General features: G+C 39.8%; 21 protein-coding genes. 16 read left to right on the forward strand and 5 right to left on the reverse strand.

All coding sequences use genetic code 11. The features are described 5' to 3' along the window. The first annotated feature begins 18 nt into the window (after window positions 1-18). Together H6G76_RS03660 and H6G76_RS03665 are read left to right on the forward strand one after the other, a co-directional pair. Window positions 19-1,365 carry an OB-fold nucleic acid binding domain-containing protein gene (locus H6G76_RS03660; protein WP_190695482.1) on the forward strand — a complete coding sequence of 449 codons (1,347 nt, stop codon included), beginning with the start codon at window positions 19-21 and terminating at the stop codon, window positions 1,363-1,365. Window positions 1,366-1,585: 220 nt separating this feature from the next. Continuing rightward, window positions 1,586-2,125: a hypothetical protein gene (locus tag H6G76_RS03665; RefSeq protein WP_190695606.1), complete on the forward strand. Its 540-nt coding sequence runs from the start codon at window positions 1,586-1,588 to the stop codon at window positions 2,123-2,125. Between the two features lie 237 nt (window positions 2,126-2,362). Here the strand turns inward: H6G76_RS03665 and H6G76_RS03670 are convergent, their stop codons facing one another. Beyond that, on the reverse strand, window positions 2,363-3,550 hold the full coding sequence (locus tag H6G76_RS03670) for an NF038130 family PEP-CTERM protein (protein WP_190695485.1): 1,188 nt from the start codon (window positions 3,548-3,550) through the stop codon (window positions 2,363-2,365). A gap of 654 nt (window positions 3,551-4,204) precedes the next feature. Between H6G76_RS03670 and H6G76_RS03675 the strand changes: the two genes are divergently transcribed. From H6G76_RS03675 to H6G76_RS03730, 12 genes are all read left to right on the forward strand, one after another. Next, the gene (locus tag H6G76_RS03675) at window positions 4,205-4,735 is read left to right on the forward strand and encodes a hypothetical protein (RefSeq protein WP_190695488.1); all 531 of its coding nucleotides are present in this window, start codon (window positions 4,205-4,207) and stop codon (window positions 4,733-4,735) included. A 200-nt stretch (window positions 4,736-4,935) separates the two neighbouring features. After that, the gene (locus H6G76_RS03680; protein ID WP_190695491.1) at window positions 4,936-5,271 is read left to right on the forward strand and encodes a DUF6464 family protein; all 336 of its coding nucleotides are present in this window, start codon (window positions 4,936-4,938) and stop codon (window positions 5,269-5,271) included. Window positions 5,272-5,282: 11 nt separating this feature from the next. Continuing rightward, window positions 5,283-5,483, forward strand: coding sequence for a hypothetical protein (locus H6G76_RS03685; RefSeq protein ID WP_190695494.1), 201 nt, complete (start codon window positions 5,283-5,285; stop codon window positions 5,481-5,483). A gap of 29 nt (window positions 5,484-5,512) precedes the next feature. Continuing rightward, window positions 5,513-6,352, forward strand: a complete 840-nt coding sequence (gene fdhD, locus H6G76_RS03690; protein WP_190695497.1) for a formate dehydrogenase accessory sulfurtransferase FdhD — start codon at window positions 5,513-5,515, stop codon at window positions 6,350-6,352. A gap of 10 nt (window positions 6,353-6,362) precedes the next feature. Then, window positions 6,363-6,899, forward strand: coding sequence for a VOC family protein (locus tag H6G76_RS03695; protein ID WP_190695498.1), 537 nt, complete (start codon window positions 6,363-6,365; stop codon window positions 6,897-6,899). Continuing rightward, complete coding sequence (locus H6G76_RS03700) at window positions 6,899-7,285, forward strand: VOC family protein (protein WP_190695501.1); 387 nt, start codon at window positions 6,899-6,901, stop codon at window positions 7,283-7,285. The genes H6G76_RS03695 and H6G76_RS03700 overlap by 1 nt, the downstream gene beginning before the upstream one ends. A gap of 70 nt (window positions 7,286-7,355) precedes the next feature. Beyond that, on the forward strand, window positions 7,356-8,240 hold the full coding sequence (ylqF, locus tag H6G76_RS03705) for a ribosome biogenesis GTPase YlqF (protein ID WP_190695504.1): 885 nt from the start codon (window positions 7,356-7,358) through the stop codon (window positions 8,238-8,240). Between the two features lie 250 nt (window positions 8,241-8,490). Continuing rightward, window positions 8,491-10,536, forward strand: coding sequence for an FAD-dependent oxidoreductase (locus H6G76_RS03710; RefSeq protein WP_190695609.1), 2,046 nt, complete (start codon window positions 8,491-8,493; stop codon window positions 10,534-10,536). A 749-nt stretch (window positions 10,537-11,285) separates the two neighbouring features. Then, window positions 11,286-12,080, forward strand: coding sequence for a phosphate ABC transporter ATP-binding protein (locus tag H6G76_RS03715; protein WP_190695505.1), 795 nt, complete (start codon window positions 11,286-11,288; stop codon window positions 12,078-12,080). Window positions 12,081-12,380: 300 nt separating this feature from the next. After that, on the forward strand, window positions 12,381-13,481 hold the full coding sequence (locus tag H6G76_RS03720; RefSeq protein WP_190695508.1) for an NYN domain-containing protein: 1,101 nt from the start codon (window positions 12,381-12,383) through the stop codon (window positions 13,479-13,481). Between the two features lie 140 nt (window positions 13,482-13,621). Continuing rightward, window positions 13,622-14,644, forward strand: coding sequence for a 4-hydroxyphenylpyruvate dioxygenase (gene hppD, locus H6G76_RS03725; protein ID WP_190695511.1), 1,023 nt, complete (start codon window positions 13,622-13,624; stop codon window positions 14,642-14,644). A gap of 125 nt (window positions 14,645-14,769) precedes the next feature. Beyond that, on the forward strand, window positions 14,770-15,468 hold the full coding sequence (locus tag H6G76_RS03730; protein ID WP_190695513.1) for an HAD family hydrolase: 699 nt from the start codon (window positions 14,770-14,772) through the stop codon (window positions 15,466-15,468). Window positions 15,469-15,545: 77 nt separating this feature from the next. Here the strand turns inward: H6G76_RS03730 and H6G76_RS03735 are convergent, their stop codons facing one another. Next, a complete protein-coding gene (locus tag H6G76_RS03735; RefSeq protein ID WP_190695515.1) occupies window positions 15,546-16,172 on the reverse strand; it encodes a CPP1-like family protein in 627 nt (208 codons plus the stop codon). Window positions 16,173-16,856: 684 nt separating this feature from the next. On the opposite strand from H6G76_RS03735, the gene H6G76_RS03740 reads away from it, so the two are divergent. Further along, window positions 16,857-17,576: a response regulator transcription factor gene (locus H6G76_RS03740; RefSeq protein WP_190695518.1), complete on the forward strand. Its 720-nt coding sequence runs from the start codon at window positions 16,857-16,859 to the stop codon at window positions 17,574-17,576. Window positions 17,577-17,993: 417 nt separating this feature from the next. Here H6G76_RS03740 and H6G76_RS03745 read toward each other — a convergent pair whose 3' ends face one another. The 3 genes from H6G76_RS03745 to H6G76_RS03755 form a co-directional block, all read right to left on the reverse strand. Continuing rightward, a complete protein-coding gene (locus H6G76_RS03745; protein ID WP_190695521.1) occupies window positions 17,994-18,191 on the reverse strand; it encodes a DUF2811 domain-containing protein in 198 nt (65 codons plus the stop codon). Window positions 18,192-18,709: 518 nt separating this feature from the next. Continuing rightward, window positions 18,710-19,360, reverse strand: a complete 651-nt coding sequence (gene hisIE, locus H6G76_RS03750; protein WP_190695524.1) for a bifunctional phosphoribosyl-AMP cyclohydrolase/phosphoribosyl-ATP diphosphatase HisIE — start codon at window positions 19,358-19,360, stop codon at window positions 18,710-18,712. 96 nt (window positions 19,361-19,456) lie between these two features. Continuing rightward, on the reverse strand, window positions 19,457-19,651 hold the full coding sequence (locus H6G76_RS03755; protein ID WP_190695527.1) for a ChaB family protein: 195 nt from the start codon (window positions 19,649-19,651) through the stop codon (window positions 19,457-19,459). A 106-nt stretch (window positions 19,652-19,757) separates the two neighbouring features. Between H6G76_RS03755 and hemL the strand changes: the two genes are divergently transcribed. Beyond that, complete coding sequence (gene hemL, locus H6G76_RS03760; protein ID WP_190695531.1) at window positions 19,758-21,056, forward strand: glutamate-1-semialdehyde 2,1-aminomutase; 1,299 nt, start codon at window positions 19,758-19,760, stop codon at window positions 21,054-21,056. Window positions 21,057-21,137 lie beyond the last annotated feature (81 nt).

Here is a 21,137-nt window from a genome sequence, read left to right on the forward strand (position 1 = left end):
GTTTTGGAGGTTAGAGAAATGGTAAAAATAATGACTCGTCAATATGTAGGGCAAGAAAAAGTATATGACATTGGAGTAGAAAACAACCATAATTTTGTAATTAAAAATGGATTAATTGCTTCTAATTGCTTTAATAAATCTCACTCTACCGCTTATGGCTATGTTACTTATCAAACTGCATATTTAAAAGCTAATTATCCGTTGGAATATATGGCAGCACTGTTGACAGCAAACAGTGGCGATACAGACAAGGTGCAGAAATATATCTCCACCTGTTTAAGTATGAATATTCAAATTGAACCGCCGGATATTAATAGATCGGGTGTAGATTTTACGCCATTAGGAGACAAGATTTTATTCGGATTTTCCGCAGTACGTAACGTTGGACAAAATGCGATCGCTTGTATTTTAGAAGCGCGAGAAGCAACCGGAGAGTTTAAATCACTGTCAGATTTTTGCGATCGCGTAGATTTGCGCTCCGTCAACCGTCGAACTTTAGAATCTCTGATATACTGTGGAGCCTTTGACAAAATTCAACCCAATCGCCATCAATTAATCAAAGACCTAGAATTGGTTTATGATTGGGCGCAATCGCGCGCAAAAGATAGAGCTAGCGGTCAAGGAAACTTGTTTGATTTATTAGGTGGATTTTCTACTACTGTAAAACAAACTAATAACGTTTTTGATTCTGCACCTAAAGCCCAACCTGTACCAGACTTTCCACCGCAGAAAAAGTTGCAGATGGAAAAAGAACTGCTGGGATTTTATGTATCAGATCATCCCCTCAAAGCTATCAAGTCTTCATCTTCTGTTCTAGCACCGATAAACCTTTCCCAACTTAATGAACAGAAAGAAGACGCATTACTTTGTGCGGTTGTGATGTTAAACAATGTGAAAAAAGTCACAACCAAAAAAGGCGACCAAATGGCAATATTGCAAATAGAAGATTTATCGGGACAATCAGAAGCAGTTGTCTTCCCTAGAACTTATGAACGCATTAGTGAATTACTACAAGTTGATTCTCGATTAATTATTTGGGGTAAAGTTGACCGACGAGATGAACAAGTGCAATTAATTGTCGAAGATGTAGAAGCAGTAGAAACAGTTCAAATGGTCATGGTAGAGTTAACACTCCAACAAGCAACCGCCATTGAAGAACGCGATCATTTAAGAAAAATTTTAAAAGAACTTGCCGGTGAGAAAGAAAAAGCAAAAGTTCCTGTAATTGGAATTATCCAGGCTGGTAACTCTCGTCAACTTGTCCGCTTTGGACGGCAATTTTGGGTGCAAGATGCACGTTCAACTGTTGTGTTACTTCAGAATGCTAAATTTCCTGCTCATGTAAAACATTTGACAGGTAATTAATTTAGATTGCTAAGAAAATAAGTAACGTTTATTACCTCTTTTTGGACACACAAAAACTAGTTGTAAGTTAAAAAGTGCTTCGTCAACAGTAGATTGCCGTAGCAACGTTGTAGTCGGTTCATTTTTTTAGTGGCTTATGCGGATGATGTTTTTCTGTAGATGAGAGTATCTTTTTATGCCATAGGGTGTTGGTATAAGCTAGGGAAGGAGTTAAAACTTGATGATTGCAAATGATCTATATAAATTTGTTTCTTATTGTAAAAAAATTCAACCTCAAACCCAAGAAGATATTAAACAGTTCTTTGAAGGTGTGATTGTTTTTCCTTACGATAAGGAACTTCTTTTGCAAGCTTACTTGTTTTTAAACATTAAAACTCTATTTCCTAATTGCTGCGAATTACTGTTATTTGAAAAATCTCCAATTGCAGATTATACAGATTTAGGTAAGTGTGATTTTGTTTATCTGACATTACAAGGGAATTTATTTTTAATTGAAACTAAATTTATCGATACAGAAGCAACAGGAGCAACAGAAAGAAAAAGAAGAAACAAACACAGAAACAAAGTATTTGAACAAGTTATGACTTTAAAAAACAGATTTAGTGAATATTGGGATATTCGGTTGGAACAATTAGAATGTGGGGTTTTTACTACAGATGCAGAGGTTGACTGGCGAGGCACTGGCGTGAATGTGATCACGAAATCAGTATCAATTGAGCAACTGGAAAAGTGGCGCAGAAATTATAGAAGAATTAACTAAATATTGTTCTAGTTATATTTATCTAAAATTTAATTTTTATTTAAGTGTAATTTTATGCCAATATCAAAATTAATAGAGACGCGAAACTTCGCGTCTCTAATTTTTTGGTTATTTCTTTAAATCACAAGTGGCTTTTTATTGCCAAAGACACAAGAATACAGCAATTGAAGCAAGATGCTACCAGATTTAAAGAATATTGCTATTTTCTCTAAATCATGGTTTTGGAAGTTTCAGCAGTTATTCAAAACTAACGTTTTTCCGACCTTTGCGTCTGGCTACAACTAAACCACCAATAGCCATCAAACCAATTAATGCAGATGGTTCTGGTACGGGTGCAGTTTGATAATTTTTGTAATTTTTAGTCCAGGAGTAGATACCAGTATGAGATGTTGTATCAGTTGCCGCGCGATCGCCTGCTATTGCACCTGAATCTACAGCTGAAAAGCCATAGGCATAACTAACTTGGTTATTGAAATTAACTTTGGCAATTTCACTAAATTGGAACGGAGTATTTTGTTCTAATGCTGTTTTTGCTAATTTAAACAGCATAGTATCAAATACTACATTTCCTGTGGAGTTACGGCTAAAATCAGGTGAGACTCCTAAATAATTTGGATTAGTTACGCTTTTGTTGTAAGTTGGGTTGGGAATGCTTTTGTTGTAAGTCGGGTTAGCAACAGTTTTGCCACTTACAACTATAGTTTTTCTTGTATCTATAATTGTTGCGCGGGTATCTATAACTGTTTTGCGGGTATCTACAATTGTTGGACTTAAATCTAAATGTCCAACTAAGTCAATTTTCAAATCTTTAGTTGCTTGATTGTATGATACATCTCCAATGTTAGGGTCACCAGCCGCGTTAAAACCATTGGTGCTGAGATAACTAACTAGGGAAGTAAAGTTGGAATTAAAATCTTTAAGCATATTAGAACCAGGAGTGGTTGTAATACCTGACATTAAGCCGCCGTAAGTGTCACGAAATCCTGTTAGCCACCCTGTTGCTAATGTACCATCAGCCCAATCAGCCTTAGTTACACTTTCAATTTTGATAGTATTCTTGCCCAGATTTGCTGTAAACCCTACATGGTCTGTGACTGTTTCACCTGATGTAAATAGTTCAACGTTGGTAGTTCTATCGTTATCTGTTAAAGCTGCGGTGGCTTTACTGATACTGCCTTTGTTGCTGTAATCGTTTAAAACTTGTCGGTTCACACCACCGATGCCAGTGTTATCGTATACAGCAGCACCGGGGGCATAATTCCAGCTGTTGATGTTGGGTGCTGATGTATTAGCGACACCGTTGGTGGTGAATTGAATATTAGTAGGTCTAGTAAGGCCAGTAGCGAAAGCCGCACTGGTGGAGAGTGTAGTTATGCTTGCGGCGATTGAAGTACCAATCAAAACTTTCTTAATATATGTTGCCATCTTTATCTCTTGTAAATAGACTAAAACATCTCAATACAATAGCTACTTTAGTGTTATATCTACTTTCTTTGGGTAAAGTTAGGGTGAATTTATCGCAATTTTTGGTTCAATAAAAAACCATTTCAATACTTATAGTATTTAGTGTTTTTACCGATTTTAATAGATAATACTGATGGCTAAGAAAGCAGGAAAAATGATTTAAAAAAAGTCAGAGATAATACGCATAGTTATAGAGGAAGCCGCTTTGATTACTGAACATACTTGTGTAGTCAGGCAATAGGCAACCCAAAAGAAGGCAGGTAACAATGTACTGATTTTTTCAAAAATCAAATACTAGTCCTATATATATCAATTTTATTTGCCTTTGCTATAGCCGTCCTATTTTGTTGTGCAATTTAGAGCGATGACTTCGCCAAGGCACTTAAATGTACTAGTAAAACCAGTAATTTTTTGCTCTATTTTCTAAAATTTCTGGCTGATACTTTTAATAACTATATATTTCATTTTTTGGGAGTTCCTTGCTCAACGCCACCATCAAACAATCTTTAGCTAATAAAGTTACTAAACTCATCCAAACCCCTGATAAAACGATGGATTTTTGGTGTTAGTGCGTAATTATAGTTTTATAGTACAAAAATACTATAAACTACTAAAATGCCTAACAAGCTCAGTAGCTTTATCACAGGAACTATGAAAGAAATCGAACCAAGATCCAACAGTTCCAGTTTGCCCCCCTTGTCCTTGTCGCAGCCTGCAATAGTGCCACTGCAACCGCAAAAGGAAAAAATTATCAGTGGTTGGGAGCGTTTAGTGGCACAAGCGCAGACTATCAATCAAATGGCAGCAGAGTTAGAAGCTGAGATTTTAGAGTTGAAAGCTATAGTCAGTGCTATCGACAGCCAGATTAATTATCTGCAAGGGAATCGTCAAGCGCGTCGCAGCATTTGTAAGTATTTGACTATTAGCGTCCCCTGGGTGAGACAAAAGTCAGATGAGTCTTTAATTTTGACAACACGGAAAATAGATTTATTCCGAGCCGAACGAGAAGCGGCGTTATTAGCGCAGAAACTACGGCAACAAAGTAAAAAGAAAAAATTGGCAGCGCAACGACACAAAAGAAACCAACGTACAGCAATTACTGATATGAGCCGCTCTGTGCAGGAGACATTATTCAACAAATCTTAAGATAATCAAGATTTAACTGTAGTACACCTCATTGGCTGTAACGGTTATGCTGATTTAAGTGGCACTGGTAATTTTTTGCCAGATGCCACACTGTCGTCATTAGACGAAAAAAATTGCCCTCATAGTTGTACTTTGGCAACAGCTAGAATGCAACAACGGGGACGATCAATCAATCAGCGTATAAAAGGGGTACAGAAAAGGTGTTAAGTATAAAGACACTTTTAGTGATTATCGTTGGTTTTTTACCGTCCCTATTCTCCTTATGGTTAATTCGTAAAACTCATTTACGGATACGTACCCAGCTGAGACAAGCAAGCATGAATTTTTCAGGGACAAGGGGAAGACAAAATATCATCAGACCAATGGAAGGCGATCGCTATTATATAGAAGGGGTAGGCTACCTTATAGGTGATATCAGTTGCAAATTTAACGCCCGTTCTGGCTATATTCGCTGTGCCGTTAACCCCTGTGGCCCTTGTCAAGGTTGCCGTTTTTATGAAGCTAAAGAATTTACTGGTAGCGAAAATCAAGTTTAAGTAATCAGCGCGTGAATATAGCTGTAGGATTGGCAGGCGCGATCGCACCTACAATTTACAAATCAAGCCTTTGTTTAAATATTTATGGAAAGGCTCAACATCAAAATTGGATTAAAACAAAATCAATCCAGACTCTACAAAATTTATCGGTGCGTTACGGCTTACCTACCTTCTTTGCTATTGCCTGTTGTCTACCTACACCAATATGTTAAGTAATCAAACCGGATTGCTATAGTAATGAATGAAAAACCCTAATAAAAGCAAAACTAAAACGCAAGTGTGGGTAGTTGAAAATGGCAAAAAACGCCTGCGACAAGACCAACTCACTACCGAAGAACCTTTAGAAATTCGCCTTTCTCCACATCGCACCTTAGCTTTAACGATGCGAACACCAGGAACAGATTTTGCATTAGTGGCTGGTTTTTTGTTTAGTGAAGGTGTGATTAATTGTCGAGACGATATTCAACGAATGAGCTATTGCACTGATGAATCGGTGGATGGTGAGCAGCGTTATAACATTATTAATGTGGAATTTAAATCAGGGCTAAATCCAAATTTACAGCCTTTAGAACGGCATTTTTATACTAATAGTGCTTGCGGAGTTTGTGGTAAAGCCAACATCGAAGCTTTGCGCTTGCGGGGTCATGCGATGATTACTTCAGATTTAATTGTTCAGCCTGAGATTATCTATAGCTTACCGGAGAAACTGCGATCGCATCAAGGTATCTTCACGGCCACAGGAGGTTTACACGCAGCTGCCGTATTCAATGCTCAAGGAAATTTGTTAAATCTGCAAGAAGATGTTGGTCGTCACAATGCTTTAGATAAATTGATAGGTACAGCTTTGCTAGGTGACGAGTTACCTTTTAACAATCATATTGTTATGGTTAGCGGACGTTCTAGTTTTGAGATATTGCAAAAATCTTTAGTAGCTGGAGTTCCCCTTGTTTGTTCGGTTTCCGCGCCTAGTAGTTTGGCGGTGTCTGTCGCTCAAGAATTTGGGATTACTTTAATTGGATTTTTACGTGGAGAACGCTTCAATATTTATACTGGATGGGAAAGGTTAAATATTTCTTCTTAAGCGCAAAATTATGACAGAGTTTCAAATTAAGGGAATCAACCATATCGCTTTAGTTTGTAAAGATATGGCACGAACTGTGGATTTTTACACAAACACGCTAGAAATGAAGCTCATCAAAACTATCGTTCTACCTGATGGTGGCCAGCACTTCTTTTTTGACATCGGTAATGGTGATGCTTTGGCTTTTTTCTGGTTTCCCAATGCACCACAAGCCGCACCCGGTATTGCATCTGTCAGTCCTGATGTTTGGCAAACTGGTAATCTAACCACAGCACATGGCTCATTAAACCATTTGGCATTTAATGTTCCTGGAGAAAAAATAGAAGAGTATAGAGAAAAACTTATTGCTAAAGGTGTACAAGTAACTCCTGTTTTACATCATGCTGATGTGCCTTCTGGCTTTGTTCCCGAACCTGATGAAACTACGTTTATCTCGTCGATTTATTTCTTTGATCCCGATGGTATTTTGCTAGAGTTTGCCTCAAATCTGCGTACTTTGGGCGATCAGGTACGCGATTTACAACATCAACCAGCTACAGCAAATTAATGGCTTTTCAATATACTGAGGCATATGTGGCGATCGCAACAGTTAATCACGATATTTTAGTAGATTTCTATACCCGGTTGTTCGCAAAAGCTCCTCAGACTCTGATTCCCAATGTTTATGCAGAGTTTCAGCTGACGGGGGTGAGATTGGGTATTTTTCACCCTAAAAAAAGTCAAGAGTTAGAATTCGAGAACTCAACTAAAAGTAAGATAAGTTTGTGTATAGAGGTGAGTAACCTAGAAGCAGCGATCGCACATTTAACAAATTTAGGCTATTCTCCACCTGGAAACATCTCTATCGCTTCCCACGGACGAGAAATTTATGCCTACGATCCTGAAGGTAATCGTCTAATTCTGCATCAAGCTAAGGGAGTCAATGGTCGATAGTCATTGGTCATTTGTTATTTCTCCTCTTGTTTTCCCCACTCCCAATTCCCCACTCCCTAATTTATTGAATATGGCTATCACGAACAACTATAAATTAAATCTCATCCAATGGTATCCGGGGCATATTGCCAAGGCGGAAAAGAATCTCAAAGAACAGCTAAAGCTGGTAGATGTAGTTTTAGAAGTCCGGGATGCGCGAATTCCCCTAGCGACCAACCACCCGCAAATGGGCGAGTGGGTAGGAAATAAAACGCGGATTTTGGTAGTCAACCGTTTAGATATGATTACGCCCGAAGTCCGATCAATATGGACAAATTGGTTCAAAAGTCAAGGCGAAGTCCCTTATTTTACTAATGCCCAACACGGTCAAGGAGTAAATGCGATCGCTAAAGCTGCCCAAGCTGCCGGAGTAGAATTGAATCAAAGAAGACGCGATCGGGGAATGTTACCCCGTCCTGTTCGCGCTGTGGTGATTGGTTTTCCCAACGTTGGCAAATCAGCCTTAATTAACCGCCTTTTGGGAAAGCGAGTGGTGGAAAGTGCAGCGCGTCCGGGGGTAACACGTAACTTGCGCTGGGTGCGTATCTCTGACGAGTTACAATTGCTTGATGCTCCTGGTGTCATCCCCTCTAGATTGGAAAATCAAGCAGCAGCACTAAAACTAGCTATTTGTGATGACATTGGCCAAGCATCTTACGATAACCAGTTAGTAGCATCTGCACTAGTAGATTTCCTGAATGAAATCCACATTACAGAGAATAATTTATTACCAGAATCACCGCTACAGTTACGTTACAACTTTGAATCTACATCCTATACAGGAGAATCATATTTAGAAGCCTTGGCAGAACATCGTTATCAGGGTGATGTTGAGCGAACGGCAAGGCAACTTTTAACAGATTTTCGTAAGGGATTATTAGGGCCAGTTCCTTTGGAATTACCACCTAACGCATAATCAAGCCTTTCCAGCCTTTTTTGAGTAGCCTTTGAGTAGGATCAAAAATCTCTAGAGGCGGTGTGCCTTTTTCCTAATCCATAACAGAATTTAGTTATCGGTTGGTTATGCTCATAATCGCTGCACCATGTAAGGTGGACAAAATTTGCTTCCCTAGAAATTTTTGCCAACTGTCTATAGTGACTTGTGGTGAACAATTGTGGAATGGTACCGTCTACAAGTTGGCACAGGAGTAGAAAGAGTTTCAATCATGAAGCGCAGACACAAAGTAGCTGGTTTTCAAGCAATACTCTTCAGTCTTAGCTCAATTTCAACCTATCTTATACCTGACTCTACTATTGTGGCTGCACCGCCGAGAACGCCAGATAAAACTGTTAATTGTGAGATTTTAGTAGTAGGTGGTGGACTGTCTGGAGCGGCTACAGCTTACGAGGGGTTATTAGCTGGTAGAACAGTGTGTCTGACAGAAATTACCGACTGGGTGGGGGGACAAATTTCCTCCCAGGGGACATCTGCGTTAGATGAAAGACCTACTCAACGCGATCGCCAATTCTATTCTCGTGGTTATTTAGAATTACGCAACCGTATTCAACGGCATTACGGTAAGCTAAACCCTGGTGACTGTTGGGTAAGTGACTCTTGTTTTTTGCCCCGCGATGCTCACACTGTTCTGTTCCAAATGTTAAAAGATGCCGAGAAAAAGGGCAAAGGTAAATTAGCTTGGTTCCCCAATACTGTAATTAAGGAACTCCAGCTTAATCCTAACGGGAAAATTATCGATGGTGCGATCGCTATTCAACATCAACCAGCCAAAGGCGCACCACCCCTCAATACCGCCACCCTCTCCGCAACCATTGAAGATGCCTATCGCTACCAAAACTCATCGCGGTTGACCAAAAATATTATCCGCTTTGTTCCCAAGGTTGCTAAAAAATCAACTACAAGCAATTCTCCCAAATGGTACGTTGTTGATACCAGCGAAACTGGCGAAATTATTGCCCTAGCTGATGTCCCCTACCGCTTAGGTATTGATGGGCGTTCCTTTCTCGAACCATCTTCTTCCAGCAGCAGCAACGACCCCTATTGTACTCAAGGCTTTACTTACACCTTTGCAATGGAGGCAACTAAGGAACCACAACCCCAAAAAATGCCCCCATTTTATTTACAATATTCACCATATTTCAGCTATGAATTAGAGCGACTGGCGAACTTTGACTTAGTTTTTACCTACCGACGCATTTGGAGTCCGAAAAAAGGGAAACCCACGCAATTTAAAGGCGTGAGATTTACTGCGCCTACACCAGGGGACATCTCCATGCAGAACTGGACTTGGGGTAACGACTACCGCCCTGGAACCCCCAACGATAACTTAGTTTATACTCGCCAACAATTGCAAAGCACTGGGCAGTTAAAACCAGGTGGTTGGATGGGGGGGCTACGCACAGAAACCCTGCGTAGAGGCGAAGAGAATGCCCTTGCTTACTATTACTGGCTAGTACAAGGAACCACAGATTCTCAGTTGGGTGAAGGAGTGAAACAACCGCGAACCAATAACAGATTGTTAACTGGGCTAAAATCCCCAATGGGAACAGCGCATGGCTTGTCAAAATATCCCTATATGCGAGAAGCAAGGCGGATAATTGGTCGTCCTAGTTGGGGACAACCCCAAGGCTTTACAATTTGGGAAGTTGATATATCTCGCCGCAACTACAACGATGAGTATTATCGCAAAACCCTACCAGCAGATATGTATCGCCAGTTAAAAGCGACATTAGCCGGTTTAGAAGCAGCATCAGTCATTAGTGGTCAAGTCTCACCAGATAAAGCATTACGCCGTAGTCGTTCTACTATCTTCCCTGACTCTGTGGGTATTGGTCACTATGCCATTGATTTTCACCCTTGTATGGTTCAAAGCCCACCAGAAACCCCTGGTAATCAAGAACGTCCCGGAGAAAGACGCGGTGCTGGACAAGCTTACCCCTTCCAAATTGCGTTACGGGCAATGATTCCCCAAAAAATTGACAATTTAATAGTTGGTGGTAAAAGTATTGCTACTAGCCATATTGCCTCTGCTGCCTATCGAGTACACTCCTTTGAATGGTCTTCTGGTGCGGCGGCGGGGACAGTAGCAACTTTCGCCCTCAAAAATAATATTGCACCCTACCAACTGGTAAATGATTTGCCAAAAGCAGAACCACAACTGCAAGCCTTCAGAAATTTATTACAGCAAAATGGCAACCCTATCGCCTTCCCTGACACCTCAATTTTTAACGAAAACTGGGAAGATTGGCGGTAATTTCTCTCTGGGAATTAGGAAAACACTTATCCTAATTCTCATCGCTCATACTCAGAGTAGATAACACAAAAAATATAGGTAAATGCGATCGCGCTTCAATTCAATATCAACCAGTTGTGTGGGTTAACTACGACTAGCTTGACTATTGTGTAGGTCATAGCTTTTCGGTTTCTGCTGAATTAGTGCAATCCTCTAAGTTACTTAACCCTGTTGTGTCACTCTGAGAAAAGAAAAATCAAAGCTAAATTTTCAACTGTAGATATAACGGACATTTGAGCGTTTATTTTCTAATAAAATGACTGGAATCAAGCTTTTTCGGCAAAAGTCTTATGCTGTAAGCATCCTAGATTATTCTCCAGTAAAAGTGACAGAAGAGGGTTAAACAATGAAAGTAATGGTAGAGAAAATTTATTTAAGTTTTAAAAGAATAGAACCTGGGAATTTTATGCGAAGCGTAATAATATATTTAAGCGTAAATTACTGATAATAATGAATCTAAAATTAATACTAAATATTTAATGAAGACCTCATAAAAATACATCAAATTATGTTGTATTATATTTTACAAACTATATTAAAATTAAAAATGAATTATTATCTAAATCCAATTCAAATATATACTAACAGTATATTTGCTGTATAACAGAGTGATAAATATAAACATTTCATATTGAAAGCAGCGTAGTAATACAGAGCCATAGATTTTTCTGATTGCATTAGCTTAAAATTTATTACACACTTTTTTCAGCATGAATAAACTTATTCCAGCAATCAAAGTCAAAAATCTCAGCCTTTACTACAACACCCAAAAAATTATCGAAGGGGTGTCAATCGATATTTACCAAGACAAAGTAACTGCAATTATTGGCCCTAGTGGTTGTGGTAAGTCTACATTTATTAAATGCCTCAACCGTATTAATGAATTAGAAGCAGAAGTCCAGGTTGAAGGCAGAGTAGAATTTTATAATCAAAATATTTATGAACGTCGAGTTAATTTAAATCGTTTACGTCGCCAAGTAAGTATAGTCCTTCCCAAACCAAATCTTTTTCCCATGAGTATTTACGATAATGTTGCTTATGGGGTAAAAATTTTAGGATGGCGACCAAAAGTAGAGTTAGACGAGATTGTCGAATCTGCCATTAAAGCTGCTGACCTTTGGGATGAAGTGAAAAATAAATTGCATAAATCTGCTTTAGACCTTTCTGGTGGACAACAACAGAGGCTTTGCATTGCTCGTGCTTTAGCAGTTAAACCCAAAGTAATGCTTATGGATGAGCCTTGTTTTGGTCTTGACCCCATCGCAAGTATGAAAGTTGAAAATTTAATTCAGAGTTTGCGTTTGCGATCAAACTTGACAATGGTAATTATTAGTCATAACTTGCAGCAAGTCACGCGCGTATCTGATTTCACTGCTTTTTTTCAAACTAATGAAAATCGCATTGGTCACATGGTTGAATTTGGGACTACAAAGAAAATCTTTTCTAGTGCCGTTGATGCACGCACTCGTGAATATGTCTTGGCACGTCTCGGTTGTGGTAAATAAACTATGTAAATATTTAAATTTTTGTATAGATATTTATTCGATTTGTTTTACAGCAGTTTTCATCCCAATGAGGTACGTTCCTCTAGCCTCTAGCCCCTATCTACTTGTACTGCACTCAACCGAAAAACGCTGTATCTTATGAGCAATTACTAATTTAATTTGACAAAATTAGAACAACTCTAGTATTGATTTTAAGGAGTTTTACGGTTATCAGAGACTTTATTACCTAGATATAACATGGATAATTTACTGTCTTGGATATGAATTAAGGATCTGAGCCAGATTGTCATACGGTATTTTATGAGCTATGCCACACAAACTGAGCTAAATGGCTCAGGTAATGTCACCCATATCAAGTCATCTAAGTTAGAACAACCAGCTTCTAGCCTCGCCTCTGTTAGCAAAACCGAGATAGCAGTTTTGCTATTAGATGCAGAAAATTTACAAATTAACACTGAAACTGAAAAATTTTTAACAACCGTTTGTACTTATCCGATTCAAATTAAAATTGCCTTTGCAAATTGGTGCAGCATGGGCAAACTAGATATAGATTTACATGGGCGTGGTTACGATTTAATTCATGTGCCTGTGGGTAAAGATAATGCTGACGGAAAAATGATCACTTTTGGCTCATCTATTCACGAAAGATACCCAAAGGCTAGAGAAGTTTTAGTCTGTTCTTCAGATAAAGTAATGATTAACCTTTGCAACCATCTACAGCAACATGGATTAACGGTATATCAGGTGAGCAAACAAGGTGAAGATATCACAGTATTAAATAGTTATACAGGTCAACTTGTCAGACAGGTTGCTAATTCTATCCCAGAAATTCCAACGATCGCCCAGTTTATTGCACAAATCAAAGAATTAATTAAAGCAGAACAAAAGCAGACTCAAAATATTTGGATTAAGCTAAATACTATTTCAAAAAATTATAAAAGCAAATATAAATTAACTATCGGTCAGGTTGTTGCTAAACATTTTCCTGGACAGAAAGCTAGAGAAATTTTTATTAACCATCCTACAGAATTTGTACTGCATCAAATTGAGCAAGCTGCCGAAGTTTATATTACCTTATTTGAAATCAATTCTAACTCAGTCAATAGTCAAAATGCTCCAGGAGCAAGTGATAATAAATCTCAATTATTGTCTAAAATTGCTACCAAATTAGATTTAGAACACGCACTCCAGAATATTATTAATGAATTAACTATTCACTCTCCTGGAAGCTACATTAACATAGGGCCTTTAGGAAGCCAGTTTAAGCAGCAATATGGTAAACCAATTACAGAACAAATTAAAAGCTTACAATTAAGTGGTAATTTTCTTAAATTTGTACAATCTTGTAATTCCTTTAAACTCAGAGAAACTCCAAAAGGATGGGAGATAGCTATTAAATAATCTTTAATCCAAACTCTTGCTTATCCTGGTTCGATGATGTAGGATGCTTACATAATTCCTGCTTAAGAAGGACTTGATAATCTAGCAAAAAAGGCAAAATTTAGACATAGATAAGCTCTAGTGCTAGATTTTCAGGATTTATGGAAATTGCTCACGTTCACTTTTATGTAGAAAATGCCAAAGCTTGGCGGAATTGGTTTGTAGACTATCTGGGATTTACAGCAGTAGCAAGTGAGATAAGTTCATCTCACACCCATACAGAAACGGTGCAAAGCGGTGCTATCTGTTTTTTACTGTCTTCACCATTATTACCCACCAGTCCAGTAGCCCAGTTTCTGCATCAACATCCTCCGGGTGTGGCAGATATTGCTTTTACTGTCCCAAATCTGGAAACAGCGATCGCCCAAGCAGTAGCACACGGAGCTACAATCTTAGAACCCATCCAACAATATCCCGGCTATAAGTGCAGCAAAATTGCGGCTTGGGGTAGTATGACTCATACCTTGATAGAAAAAGACCAAACCAGACCACTGCAACAAGAGACTCGCCCTATTTTTACCGCCATAGATCATATCGTTTTAAACGTAGCCATTGGTGATTTAGAGCGTGCTGTGGTTTGGTACAGCAACATTCTCGATATGCAACCACAACAGGTATTTAAAATTAAAACTGAGCGCTCGGCTTTGTACAGCCAAGTGATGGTTTCTCCCAACGGCAGCGTACAATTACCAATTAACGAACCAGCTTCTAGCAATTCCCAAATTCAAGAGTTCCTCGATGTAAATCGCGGCCCAGGAATTCAGCATATCGCTTTACGAACATCAAATCTTGTCAGTGCGATCGCCAAATTACGAAGTCGTGGTTTATCTTTACTATCTGTTCCTCAAACTTACTACACCCAGCTAAAAAAGCGGCCAGAATTTCCCCTATCTTCTTTAGAACTGGAAGCGATCGCCCAACAAGAAATTTTAGTTGATTGGCAAGCAAATACTCACAACGCCTTGCTGTTACAAATCTTTACCCAACCCATCTTTGAACAGCCAACTTTTTTCTTTGAGTTTATTGAACGCCGCTTCCAAGCTCAAGGTTTTGGTGAAGGTAACTTCCGCGCCTTGTTTGAAGCTATTGAAAGCGAACAAATCAAACGCGGTACTCTTTCTTAAGCTGAGTGCCAGGAATAATAACTTTTAGTTATGTACTAATAAAAAATCACCAATGACCAATGACTGATGACTATTGATACACAAGTAAGCTAATCTTAAGGAAAATTAACATTTAAATTCCGCCGATGCTAAGACTATTTACTGACTTCGACGGCCCCATTGTTGATGTTTCTGAACGATACTACCGTGTTTATCAATTTTGTTTAGAAAAAACCCAACGTCCAGGCCAAGCGGTACGACAACTGAGTAAACCAGAATTTTGGCAATTGAAAAGAGCGCGTGTTCCCGAAACCCAAATTGCCCTCAATTCTGGCCTTGACGAAGCGCAAGCAAAAGAATTTTCTCAGCTGCGGCGGAAAACAGTACATACAGAAGAATACTTTGACTATGACACTCTAGTACCGGGTGCTGTAGAAGCATTGTTAAAAATTCAAGAGGCGGGAATTGATTTGGCCGTTATGACAATGCGCCGGGTTTGGGAGTTAGACTTTGCCTTTAAAAAATTTGATTTAGGTAGGTTTTTTCCCGAAAATCGCTGTTATTGTCTAACTAACGATTATGTTAAGACTCGTGACATTGACGATAAGCCATTATTAATGGCAAAAGCGTTAAAAGAACTATCCCCTGTTACTGATAGCTGGATGGTAGGGGATACAGAAGCCGATATTACAGCTGCGAAAAAACACGGTATTAAAGTTATGGCTGTAGAGTCTGGTATCCGCGATCGCGATCAACTAGAACTATACCAACCTGACCTGATTGTGCCAAATTTAAGCTCGGCTGTCGCTCTCATCTTAGAGAATCGAACTTTAGTTCTGAAGTAATCACTATTAAATGCAAAATGGGTAGCAATTAGATCACAAATTAGTTGCTACCCATTATTATTTCAAAACTATTAACCTTACCGCAAAAAGCTGCTGATCAGCCACAATAATATAAATGTAAACACAGTAGAAAATTGGTCAGCCGTCGGTCTGATCAAACCAAATTGGGGTAACAACCAGTTAGCCAGTAAGCCTCCCACAATTAAGCCTGCAATTAGACCAATCAGTGTCAACAAAACGGCTCTACCGAATTTACCTTCCTTGCGATTGAGAAAATAAACACTAACACCCACCCCTACCACTAACGCTAACTGTAAAATTTGAGCACCGGCGGCAGGATAAAAAATTCCAATAGCACTCAAACCCGAATACCAAGCGCCTGGCAACAATATATCTGCCATTGATGGCTGATCTATGATTCTTTGTAGCCATGCAGGCGACTGTTCACGAGGAGTGGAGACTTCTTTCGGAGGAAATTGTACTCTTAGTTCTGGAAACCGGATACGCTCAGGGACTTTAATTTTACCTTCCTGGCGCATCCGGAGGCGATCCATTAAAATCGCATCGTAAGCCGCTTCAATGAGTTCCACACTTTTGCCATCGCCACTGTATTGCTCCAATAGGCGATTGCGAGCATCCTGAATTTCATCAAAGCTAGCATCTTCGGACACCCCAAGTTTTTCGTAGGGATTTTGATCGCTCATGGGAGTTTATACTTCAGCCTTAGTCAGCAGCGGTATTTTGCTTTAGGAAAAACAAATTTAGTTTTACCTAAGTTAAACTAATGTTTCGAGCAACTGATATGCTCTACCAGGATAGTAGCACGGGTAAGTTAGACTGACCTGGGAATTTTAACTATAGCAACTTTAACATATTGCTAGAACTCCGTGTATCCCCTCATGTCGTTGCCAAGTAGGGAATATACTCTAGAATTTGAACTAAAAGTACTTAAAACTTAATTTTTTATGAAAAAAACAAATTTTATGTTGTAAATCTAGCAATTTCTCATACCTTGAGGCAACTTAGATGGATTAGCTTCATAATCACCAGTGGTGTCGATATCCATATCGATATTAGAATTGAAAAGTTTTAAGTTACCACCTAATTGGGAGTAAGAAGTTTTTCTAGGTTACAAAGCGACTATGGCTAATGCCAAATTAATTGGCAACTAGCTATCAAGTTGACAATTAAAATACCTGCGTTTAGAGTGCAGGTAATGCCAGCAAAATATTCTGGCTTTGATTGAAAAAGCTCCTGATTACACCATTATTTGGCTCATCAGGAAAAGTACTTACTAGCCTTGTAGATCCTTTAACAACCCCAAAGTGGAAACTGCGTCTACGCAATTGTCCTGTTAATCTTACGAATTTTTGTGCAAAGTGATGGTCATGGCTCCCGCCAAGATTCTTGTAGTTGATGACGACCCTGCGGTTCGGAACTTAATCCAACGCTTTTTGATTAAGCAGAACTATCAGGTGGAGGCGGCTGAGGACGGTAAGACTGCCTTAGCCCTATTCGAGCAATTTAACCCTGATCTGGTAATTTTAGATGTAAATTTACCAGATGTTATCGGGTTCAACCTCTGTCAAGAGATGCAAAGTCGCAATGGTGTGTTTGTTCTTATGCTCACTAGCCGTGCGGATGAAGCTGACAAAATTCGCGGCTTTGCGAAAGGTGCCGATGACTATCTCACCAAGCCCTTTGGTTTAGGAGAGCTAGAAGTCAGAGTTGCTGCAATTTTGCGGCGACAACGGGTAGTAACTACCGCAGAGCAGAAGCGCCTAGTATTTGAAAAGCTAATGATTGATCCCGTGCGACGGGAAGTGGCATTAAATAATCAGCCAGTGCCTTTAACAGCACTGGAATTTGACTTATTGCATTTTTTGGCCAGCCATCCTGGCAGAGTTTGGCGACGAGCCGAACTCATTCAAGAGGTATGGGATTATGAATATGTTGGCGACCAACGGGTTGTAGACGTGCATATCGGTCAAATTCGGAAGAAAATTGAAGTCGATGCTAGTCAACCAGCATTAATTCAAACAGTACGCGGTGTAGGTTATAAGTTTGAATGCCCTACTCATGCCCCGCAGCTAGAAACCAACCCTTGAATTTAAAATTCCTAGTCTAGAATTTTCTAACTAGGAAAATTTTTAAAACTAGATTATTTACTGCACGGCTGTTCTATGATTTTGGATTGTAGCAGGGCGCTAGTTAAGCATGAAAGCCAGCACCCCTAAAGCTACTTATGTTTTAATGAATCTGGCTCAAAATTAAATATTGTGCCAGTGCAAATCTTGTTGGCAAACAGCAATTTGTGGAATTGCTGTGCAGAATCATCTATCTGAGTTGGTAGTCATAAGATTTTGCCCGGCAGAGCGATCGCTATTTTATTATTAAAAGCCATCTAGAGGACACGGCAGGCGTGTCCATACTTAGAAATAACTCAGAACAGCAAAGCTGACACCAATGCTTTGAAATGTCTGGTAGCTTCAATTTTTCCCAGAAGTTGTACCAGGCATTTTTCATTAGCAGTGGTGAAATAAAGTTTCTAAATAGACACGAGCCGCGCGGCGATCGCTCTCTCCATTTTGAAGTAAAAAAAGTGATAATGCTGCTGTCAGTACCCGGTTTTGATCCCAATCTGGATGGGTTTCTAAATAAGTTTTGAGAGATTCATGCAGTGTTTCGGGAATTTCTGTAAAAATGCTCACCGTTGCGTTCATGAGATTTTCCTTCTCTAAGGCCAATCAAGCGAAATTGCTGACATACCATCTGCCTGTGCATCTAAAGAAACTGTTAATTTCCCCAGCGCAATCAACTAAAAAAAATGCCAGCCGAATCATTGTGCGCTAAGAGGGGGTAGGTTTGTCAATGCTGCGAAATGTTAAGAACGATTCTTAAGAAAACAAATATTTACGAAACTATCAGGGTTACAAGCAGTTTTTCGTTACTTTACTTTACACAAACTCAGTCACTTAAGTCAGCTAATCCTGGCAATTCAAAATCCCCAACAAAGCAGCAAGTGCTGATCATTTCGTTCAAACCTGTGGAAAACTACGAAAATACCTGTGGAAACCCTGTGGAATCAGTGAGGAAAATTTCAGCTAATGATAAGAATTACAAAAAGTCTGAAGTACTTGGTCAATAGTCCATAATCAACGGTCATTTGCTGAAGGTAGAAGGCAAAAGGTAGAAATTTCATACTTCATACTTTTTTCCCAACTCCCCACTCCCCAATTCATCATCGCCGCCGTTCTTGTAACTTCCGGTATACAGCTTTTAAATCAATTTGATGATGTGCTAAAGCCACGAGGGTGTGATATAACAAATCCGCCACTTCACCAGCAATGGCATCTGCTTCATCATCTTTAAAAGCCATGACAACCTCGGCGGTTTCTTCACCTATCTTTTTCAAAATCTTATTATCGCCACCGGCTAATAACTTAGAGGTATAAGAACTTTCTGTAGGATGATCGCGGCGATCGCAGATCACCTGAAACACCTGCGATAATGTATCTCCTGGCGGTGGATTAATTTTTCCTTCTACTTGGTGAAAACAGCTGCGTTCACCAGTATGGCAGGCAATATCTCCTAATTGCTCCACCACAATTAACAAAGCATCACTATCACAGTCATAGCGAATACTTTGCACCTTCTGAATATGCCCAGAAGTCGCCCCCTTATGCCATAACTCCTGACGGGAACGACTCCAAAACCAAGTTTCTCCAGTTTCTAAAGTCTTTTGCAACGATTCCCGATTCATCCACGCCATCATCAAGACTGTGCCATCTAAATAGTCTTGAACAATTGCCGCTACCAAACCCCGTTCGTCGTAGCGAATTTTCTCAACGGGAATGGCCTGGCGCAATGAGTGCGGTTCGGTAGAAAACATACCAGCTTATTTGCTCTAATAACTATGACTAATGGATTCACGATACCATTCTCAATAGTACATCTGGTATGTTTTATTGAAATGAAAACTTATCATTTAACCTAAAACAACAGCATTTCTTTCCATTGCAGACTGCATTCTAACAGCACTTAACGCAACTTTATGAGCTTTGGATGCTTCGCCATACCAATGGAGAGCCGAGTTAAAAGCTGCACGGTAAAGCTCCTGGTATGCCTCTGATAATCGATTCCGAATTTCTAACGGCAAGTCTTCATTGGACTTGTACAGCATGGTTATTTTCCTGGTTCAGCTATTTTTATACGATAGAAATTCTGAGCAGTTTTTAACCCTATCCTAAGATAGAGCTTTTTTTATTCCTCACTTTTAGGAGAGTCCCTTGGTAAATACCACAATTAAAACCACAAAATCACAAGAAATCTTTGCCGCCGCGCAAAATCTTATGCCAGGAGGAGTCAGTTCTCCTGTCAGAGCATTTAAATCTGTAGGTGGACAACCTATAGTTTTTGATCGTGTTAAAGGTGCATATATTTGGGATGTTGATGGCAACCAATATATTGACTATGTAGGCACCTGGGGACCAGCAATTTGTGGTCATGCTCATCCAGAAGTTATTGCCGCACTCCACGAAGCTTTAGAAAAAGGTACAAGCTTCGGTGCGCCTTCTGTGCTAGAAAATGTCCTTGCAGAGATGGTGATTGATGCTGTTCCTAGCATTGAAATGGTCAGGTTCGTCAACTCAGGGACAGAAGCTTGTATGGCTGTTTTACGGCTAATGCGGGCTTTTACCAACCGCGAGAAAATCATCAAGTTTGAAGGTTGCTACCACGGACACGCTGATATGTTCTTAGTGAAGGCTGGTTCAGGCGTGGCTACCCTTGGCTTACCAGACTCGCCAGGAGTACCAAAATCAGCAACTAGTAGCACCTTAACAGCCCCATTCAATGACCTAGAAGCAGTCAAAGCCTTGTTTGAAGAACACCGCGACGAAATTGCTGGTGTAATTCTAGAGCCAGTTGTAGGTAACGCTGGGTTTATTCCTCCCGATGCTGGGTTCTTAGAAGGACTACGGGAACTTACGCATGAGCATGGGGCTTTATTAGTTTTTGATGAAGTTATGACAGGCTTCCGCATTGCCTACGGTGGGGCGCAAGAGAAATTTGGCATTACTCCTGATTTGACAACACTGGGTAAGGTAATTGGTGGTGGTTTGCCAGTCGGAGCTTATGGTGGACGAAGAGATATTATGTCAATGATTGCTCCTGCTGGCCCTGTATATCAAGCAGGGACTCTGTCGGGGAATCCTTTGGCGATGACAGCTGGCATTAAGACGCTGGAATTGCTGCAAAAACCAGGTACATATGAGTATCTTGACCGAATTACTCAAAAACTATCAGACGGGTTGCTGCAAATTGCTCAAGAAACAGGTCATGCAGCTTGTGGTGGTCAAATTAGTGCCATGTTTGGCTTATTTTTCACTTCTGGGCCTGTTCATAACTACGAAGATGCCAAAAAGTCAGATACTGCCAAATTTGGACGTTTCCATCGCGGTATGTTAGAGCGTGGTGTTTATTTAGCACCATCTCAGTTTGAGGCTGGGTTTACTGCTTTAGCTCATACTGAAGAAGATATTAACCAAACTCTAGCAGTTGCACGGGAAGTAATGTCGAACCTCTAAGTAAATGCTGAGTTTTAGCTTCAGAATAGAGGCTAGGGACTAGGGGTTAGAGGTTAGAGAAAAACCTAGTAGAGACGCGAT

It is taken from the genome of Nostoc sp. FACHB-152 (genome assembly GCF_014697475.1).
Taxonomy (GTDB): Bacteria; Cyanobacteriota; Cyanobacteriia; order Cyanobacteriales; family Nostocaceae; genus Nostoc_B.

What these genes read in the sequence shown, in the direction of transcription:
- H6G76_RS03660 (WP_190695482.1), top strand. Translation starts at nt 19, where the DNA reads ATGGTAAAAATAATGACTCGTCAATATGTAGGGCAAGAAAAAGTATAT.
- H6G76_RS03665 (WP_190695606.1), top strand. Translation starts at nt 1,586, where the DNA reads ATGATTGCAAATGATCTATATAAATTTGTTTCTTATTGTAAAAAAATT.
- H6G76_RS03670 (WP_190695485.1), bottom strand. Translation starts at nt 3,550, where the DNA reads ATGGCAACATATATTAAGAAAGTTTTGATTGGTACTTCAATCGCCGCA.
- H6G76_RS03675 (WP_190695488.1), top strand. Translation starts at nt 4,205, where the DNA reads ATGCCTAACAAGCTCAGTAGCTTTATCACAGGAACTATGAAAGAAATC.
- fdhD (WP_190695497.1), top strand. Translation starts at nt 5,513, where the DNA reads ATGAAAAACCCTAATAAAAGCAAAACTAAAACGCAAGTGTGGGTAGTT.
- H6G76_RS03695 (WP_190695498.1), top strand. Translation starts at nt 6,363, where the DNA reads ATGACAGAGTTTCAAATTAAGGGAATCAACCATATCGCTTTAGTTTGT.
- H6G76_RS03700 (WP_190695501.1), top strand. Translation starts at nt 6,899, where the DNA reads ATGGCTTTTCAATATACTGAGGCATATGTGGCGATCGCAACAGTTAAT.
- ylqF (WP_190695504.1), top strand. Translation starts at nt 7,356, where the DNA reads ATGGCTATCACGAACAACTATAAATTAAATCTCATCCAATGGTATCCG.
- H6G76_RS03710 (WP_190695609.1), top strand. Translation starts at nt 8,491, where the DNA reads ATGAAGCGCAGACACAAAGTAGCTGGTTTTCAAGCAATACTCTTCAGT.
- H6G76_RS03715 (WP_190695505.1), top strand. Translation starts at nt 11,286, where the DNA reads ATGAATAAACTTATTCCAGCAATCAAAGTCAAAAATCTCAGCCTTTAC.
- H6G76_RS03720 (WP_190695508.1), top strand. Translation starts at nt 12,381, where the DNA reads ATGAGCTATGCCACACAAACTGAGCTAAATGGCTCAGGTAATGTCACC.
- hppD (WP_190695511.1), top strand. Translation starts at nt 13,622, where the DNA reads ATGGAAATTGCTCACGTTCACTTTTATGTAGAAAATGCCAAAGCTTGG.
- H6G76_RS03730 (WP_190695513.1), top strand. Translation starts at nt 14,770, where the DNA reads ATGCTAAGACTATTTACTGACTTCGACGGCCCCATTGTTGATGTTTCT.
- H6G76_RS03735 (WP_190695515.1), bottom strand. Translation starts at nt 16,172, where the DNA reads ATGAGCGATCAAAATCCCTACGAAAAACTTGGGGTGTCCGAAGATGCT.
- H6G76_RS03740 (WP_190695518.1), top strand. Translation starts at nt 16,857, where the DNA reads ATGGCTCCCGCCAAGATTCTTGTAGTTGATGACGACCCTGCGGTTCGG.
- H6G76_RS03745 (WP_190695521.1), bottom strand. Translation starts at nt 18,191, where the DNA reads ATGAACGCAACGGTGAGCATTTTTACAGAAATTCCCGAAACACTGCAT.
- hisIE (WP_190695524.1), bottom strand. Translation starts at nt 19,360, where the DNA reads ATGTTTTCTACCGAACCGCACTCATTGCGCCAGGCCATTCCCGTTGAG.
- H6G76_RS03755 (WP_190695527.1), bottom strand. Translation starts at nt 19,651, where the DNA reads ATGCTGTACAAGTCCAATGAAGACTTGCCGTTAGAAATTCGGAATCGA.